Annotated in this window: 4 protein-coding genes; 3 read left to right on the top strand and 1 reads right to left on the bottom strand. The window is 69.5% G+C overall.

The annotated features are described in order from the left end of the window. Positions 1–73 precede the first annotated feature (73 nt). Positions 74–1,852, top strand: coding sequence for a tetratricopeptide repeat protein (locus ABZX61_RS65200; protein WP_355213082.1), 1,779 nt, complete (start codon positions 74–76; stop codon positions 1,850–1,852). Positions 1,853–1,875: 23 nt separating this feature from the next. Here ABZX61_RS65200 and ABZX61_RS65205 read toward each other — a convergent pair whose 3' ends face one another. Next, the gene (locus tag ABZX61_RS65205; protein WP_355213084.1) at positions 1,876–2,058 is read right to left on the bottom strand and encodes a hypothetical protein; all 183 of its coding nucleotides are present in this window, start codon (positions 2,056–2,058) and stop codon (positions 1,876–1,878) included. Positions 2,059–2,534: 476 nt separating this feature from the next. Between ABZX61_RS65205 and ABZX61_RS65210 the strand changes: the two genes are divergently transcribed. Together ABZX61_RS65210 and fxsT are read left to right on the top strand one after the other, a co-directional pair. Further along, positions 2,535–2,951 carry a hypothetical protein gene (locus tag ABZX61_RS65210; protein ID WP_355213085.1) on the top strand — a complete coding sequence of 139 codons (417 nt, stop codon included), beginning with the start codon at positions 2,535–2,537 and terminating at the stop codon, positions 2,949–2,951. Then, positions 2,948–5,455, top strand: a 2,508-nt coding sequence (gene fxsT, locus ABZX61_RS65215; RefSeq protein WP_355213087.1) for an FxSxx-COOH system tetratricopeptide repeat protein, incomplete at its 3' end; no start/stop codon positions are given. The genes ABZX61_RS65210 and fxsT, both read left to right, overlap by 4 nt.

Genomic DNA, 5,455 nt, shown 5'->3' on the forward strand with positions numbered 1-5,455 from the left:
AGATGCAGTACCGCCCCAAGCTCTTAGACGCCTTCCTGGCACACACCGGCCTGATCACAGACCTGAGATCGAGATGACACCCCGAACTTTCATTTTCTGTAGCGGCCGCGCGATCACTTGCTTCGAACAGGCCCGCAAGGCGAGCGAACGGGTGCTGGGCGCCGACCACCCCGACACGCTGGCCTCCTGTAACAACCTGGCCAGCGCCTACCAGGCGGTGGGGGATCTCGGCCGGGCCGTCCTGCTGTATGAGGCGACGCTGGCCGCCTGCGAGCGGGTGCTGGGCGCCGACCACCCCGAGACCCTGCAATCTCGTAACAACCTCGCCTACGCCTATGAGTCGGTGGGGGATCTCGGCCGGGCCATCCCGCTGTATGAGGCGACGCTGGCCGACTTTGAGCGGGTGTTGGGCGCCGACCATCCCGATACCCTGCAATCTCGTAACAATCTCGCTGGCGCCTACCGGGCGGTGGGGGATCTGGGGCGGGCCATCCCGCTGTGCGAGGCGACGCTGACTGATCGGGAGCGGGTGTTGGGCGCCGACCACCCCGCCACGCTGGCCTCCCGTAACAACCTGGCCAGCGCCTACCAGGCGGTGGGGGATCTGGGGCGGGCCATCCCGTTGTATGGGGCGACGCTGGCCGCCTGCGAGCGGGTGCTGGGCGCCGATCACCCCGCCACGCTGACCTCTCGCAACAACCTCGCCTACGCCTATCGGGCGGTGGGGGATCTTGGCCGGGCAGTCCCCTTGTTCGAGGCGACGCTGGCCGACTTTGAGCGGGTGTTGGGCGCCGACCACCCCGACACCCTGACCTCCCGCAACCACCTGGCCAGCGCCTACCAGGCGGTGGGGGATCTTGGCCGGGCAGTCCCCTTGTTCGAGGCGACGCTGGCCGATCGGGAGCGGGTGCTGGGTGGCGACCACCCCGCCACGCTGATCTCCCGCAACAATCTCGCCTGCGCCTACGATGCGGCGGGGGATCTGGGGCGGGCCGTCCCGTTGTATGAGGCGACGCTGGCTGATCGGGAGCGGGTGTTGGGCGCCGACCACCCCGCCACGCTGACCTCCCGTAACAACCTGGCCAGCGCCTACCGGGCGGTGGGGGATCTCGGCCGGGCCGTCCCGCTGTATGAGGCGACGCTGGCCGACTTTGAGCGGGTGTTGGGCGCCGACCATCCCGATACCCTGCAATCCCGTAACAATCTCGCTGGCGCCTACCGGGCGGTGGGGGATCTGGGGCGGGCCATCCCGTTGTATGAGGCGACGCTGACTGATCGGGAGCGGGTGTTGGGCGCCGACCACCCCGACACCCTGGCCTCCCGCAACAACCTGGCCTACGCCTACCAGGCGGTGGGGGATCTGGGGTGGGCCATCCCGCTGTGCGAGGCGACGCTGGCCGCCTGCGAACGAGCGTTGGGCCCCGACCACCCCGACACCCTGCAATCCCGTAACAACCTCGCTGTCGCCTACCAGGCGGCGGGAGATCTGGGGCGGGCCATCCCGCTGTATGAGGCGACACTGGCCGCCTGCGAACGAGCGTTGGGCCCCGACCACTTCTCCACGCTGCTCTCCCGTAACAACCTCGCCTACGCCTACCGGGCGGTGGGGGATCTGGACCGGGCCATTCCCCTGTATGAGGCGGCGCTGGCCGATCGGGAGCGGATCTTAGGCGCCGACGACCCCGACACGCTGACCTCCCGTAACGACTTGGCCAGCGCCTGCCAGGCGGCGGGAAATCTGGGCCGCGCCATCGCCTTGTTTGAAGCGACGCTGGCCGCCTGCGAGCGGGTGCTAGGCGCCGATCACTCTACGACGAAGGTGGTGCGGGCCAACCTGGAGGCGCTCAAGTGAGATGCCGCTCGCATGTGGCCCTCCTACACTGACGGCCTCTGATCACGGGTGAGCTCTTTGATGTGGCCACTTTCGCGAAGCTGACGCAGGTCGGGGATGTGGTTGTAGAGCGTGCCCGGGCTGACGCCGAGCAGCTTGGCGGGCTGGCCATGGCTTGTGCCGATGCTGCTGTCGGCCATGCCGATCGGGGAGAGATGCTTCGTCATCCAGGCCAGGAGAGGCACCAGTTGGAGCAGCTTTGCGGGCGCTGCTTCTGCTCCGCCGTTAGAGCCGCCAGATGTGACCGGGGAAGACGCCTGCCCAGCATCACACCATTGGACCTGGCTCACCCTCTCCTGCACGACTGGAACCCCAGACCCGCCGCGGGTCGGGGGTTCCTCTTTTTCAAGGTCGTTTGAGGCGCGTGAGAGCCGTCTCGAAAACGGTCGTTTTCGAGACGGTCAGAGTGATCAGTTCGGCCCGCGATCCTTGAGAGAAAGACTTCGTGTCACGCCGCGGGAGGAACGACAGGGCCGGGGAGCCTCGGGTCATGATCGATCGGTTATTGGAGTAATGCAGACCGTGTTCGTGGCGATAGCCCGGCACAGGGTTTGGGAGGCCGGAGTCGAGAGGGGGGCCAGGGATGTTGAGCGAGGCATTAGCAGCGCTGGCGGCAGCGGGTGGCACGGCACTGGTGGAGGCGATGACCACCGATGCCTGGGCGTCGGCCAAGCAGGGTTTCGCCCGGCTGCTGGGGCGGGGCAAGCCGGAGCGGCAGGAGGTCGCCGTACAGCGGCTGGAGCGCTCGCGGCAGGAGCTCGTCGGCCGGAGCGGCGCTGAGCTGGAGCGGTCCCGCGTCGAGCAGGAGGCGGCGTGGCGGTTGCGGTTGAGTGATCTGCTGGAGGACGACCCTGCCGCCGAGGCCGAGCTGCGCGTGCTGGTCGCGACGTACGGCACGTCGGCCACCGCTTCCGGGCAGCGCTCGATCGCGATCGGCCGGGACAACAGCGGGATCGCCTCCACGGGAGATCACGTGACGAATGTGCAGATGAGGGCGGAGGCCTCCGGGTCGGGCCGGGTCTATCAGGCTGGGCGCGACCAGACCAACAACGGCCGGTGAGCGTGCCTCCGCCGGGGGCGGGCGATCCCGGGCATGAGCAGCAGCCGCTGCGGATGCAGGCCACGGCTTTTGGACATGGCCGGATCAATCAGGCCGGGCGCGATCAGATCAACTACGAGACGGTGCTGCCGGTCGAGGCAGTGCGGCCGGTGACCGAGGTGGTCGCACCGCCACGGCTGGTGAATGTGCCCCGGCTCTCGCGCGCGTTCGTGGGGCGCGGCGATGAGCTGGCCCGCTTGGAGGCGGCGCTGCGCGGCGGGGGTGAGGTGGTGGTGGCCGCGGTGCATGGCCTGGGCGGGGTGGGCAAGTCCACGTTGGCTGCCCGGTATGCACATGCCCAGGCCAGGAGGCGGGATGGCGGCGAGGTGAATCCGGTGTGGTGGATCACCGCCGAGTCGGCCCAGGCGGTCGAGACCGGCCTGGCGAAACTGGCGGTCGCGCTGCAGCCGGAACTGGCCTCGGCCTTGCCGCTGGAGGTACTGGCCGAGCGGGCCACGGCGTGGCTGGCCACCCATGAGGGATGGCTGCTGGTGCTCGACAACGTCGCCGACGCGGTTGACGTGGCGCCGTTGCTGGAGCGGACCCTTGCCGGGCAGGTGCTGGTGACCAGCCGGCTGGGCGAGGGCTGGCACCGGCTGGACGCAGAAGTGCTGCGCTTGGATGTGCTGGGCGAGCGGCAGGCGCTCGAGCTGCTTGCTCGGATCGCCGCCCCGGACCTTTCCCCAGATGCCGTTCGGGCCGGCCTCAACGGGGATCTGCCCGAGGTGTTGGACGGGGCGATCGAGCTGGTGCACGAGCTGGGGTGTCTGCCGCTGGCGGTCGAGCAGGCGGGTGCATACCTGCACCAGACCAGGCTCACCCCGTGCGCCTACCGGGAGCTACTCAGAGCGCAGCCGGCGGTGATGTACGACCGGGCCGCCCGCGGCGCCGACGCCGAGCGGACCATCGCCCGCATCTGGCGGCTCACCCTCGACCAGCTGGCCGATGCTCCGCTGGCCGGGCAACTGTTGCGCTTGCTGGCCTGGTACGGCGCCGAGCCGATCCCTCGCACCATGCTGGCCAGCCTGGAAACCGCGATACCGGACGTGCAGCATGCCCTGGGTGAACTGGGCGCCTACAACATGATCACCCTCGACGGGGAGACGATCACCGTGCACCGCCTGGTCCAAGCCGTCGCCCGCACTCCTGACCCCCACGACCCCCACCGCCAGGCCACCGACATCGACACCGCCCGCGAACGCGCCACCACCCTGCTCAGCGACGCCCTCCCCGAACTGCCGCGGGATCCGGCTGGCTGGCCCCTCTGGCGAGCGCTGCTGCCGCACCTCACCGCCCTGACAGACCACTCACCCGCCGACACCGACACCACCACGACCGCTCACCTGCTCAACGAGGCTGGCATCTTCCTCGACTACCAGGGCACCACTTCCCGCGGCATCGCCTGCTTCGAACGCTCACGCACGGCATACGAGCGGCTGCTGGGCGCCGACCACCCCCACACCTTGGCCTCCCGCAGCAACCTGGCCGGCGCGTATGAGTCGGCGGGGGATTTGGGCCGGGCCATCCCCCTGTACGAGGCGACGCTCGCCGATCGGGAGCGGCTGCTGGGTGCCGACCACCCCTCCACCCTGGTCTCCCGCAGCGATCTTGCCAACGCCTACCGGGCCGCGGGAGATCTGGCGCGGGCAGTCTTGTTTTATGAGAGCACGGTCGCCGACTTCGAGCGGGTGCTGGGCACCGACAACCCCCACACCCTTGCCTTCCGCAACAACCTCGCTGTCGCCTACCAGGCGGTGGGCGACCTAGGACGGGCTATCCCTCTATTGGAGGCAACACTCGCCGCGCGGGAGCGGCTCGAGGGCGCCGACCACCCCGACACCTTGACCCCCCGCAACAACCTCGCCCACGCCTATGAGTTGGCGGGCGACCTGGGCCAGGCCATCCCCCTGTACGAACAGTCACTCGCCGACTGTGAGCGGGTGCTGGGCGCCGACCACCCCCACACCCTGGTCTCTCGTGGCAACCTCGCCGGTGCCCTCCGTGCGGCGGGGGACCTGGGCCGAGCTATCCCCTTGCTGGACGCCACTCTCGCCGATTGCGAGCGGGTGCTGGGCGCCGACCACCCGCATACCCTGACCTCGCGCGGCAAACTCGCCAGTGCCTACCAGATGGCGGGGGACCTGGGCCGGGCCATCCCCCTGTTGGAGGCAACACTCGCCGCGCGGGAGCGGCTCCAGGGCGCCGACCACCCCGACACCCTGGGCTCTCGCAACAACCTCGCCCACGCCTATCATGCGGCGGGGGATCTGGACCGGGCCATTCTCCTGGATGAGGCCACTCTGGCCGCCTGCGAGCGGGTGTTGGGTGCCGATCACCCCCACACCTTGACCTCCCGCAACAACCTGGCCGGCGCGTATGAGTCGGCGGGGGATTTGGGTCGGGCCATCCCGTTGTATGAGGCCACCCTCGCCGATCGGGAGCGGGTGCTGGGTGCCGACCACCCC

The sequence above is a fragment of the Nonomuraea sp. NPDC003709 genome (assembly GCF_040610775.1).
Classification (GTDB): Bacteria; Actinomycetota; Actinomycetes; order Streptosporangiales; family Streptosporangiaceae; genus Nonomuraea; species Nonomuraea angiospora_A.

What these genes read in the sequence shown, in the direction of transcription:
- ABZX61_RS65200 (WP_355213082.1), top strand. Translation starts at nt 74, where the DNA reads ATGACACCCCGAACTTTCATTTTCTGTAGCGGCCGCGCGATCACTTGC.
- ABZX61_RS65205 (WP_355213084.1), bottom strand. Translation starts at nt 2,058, where the DNA reads ATGACGAAGCATCTCTCCCCGATCGGCATGGCCGACAGCAGCATCGGC.
- ABZX61_RS65210 (WP_355213085.1), top strand. Translation starts at nt 2,535, where the DNA reads ATGACCACCGATGCCTGGGCGTCGGCCAAGCAGGGTTTCGCCCGGCTG.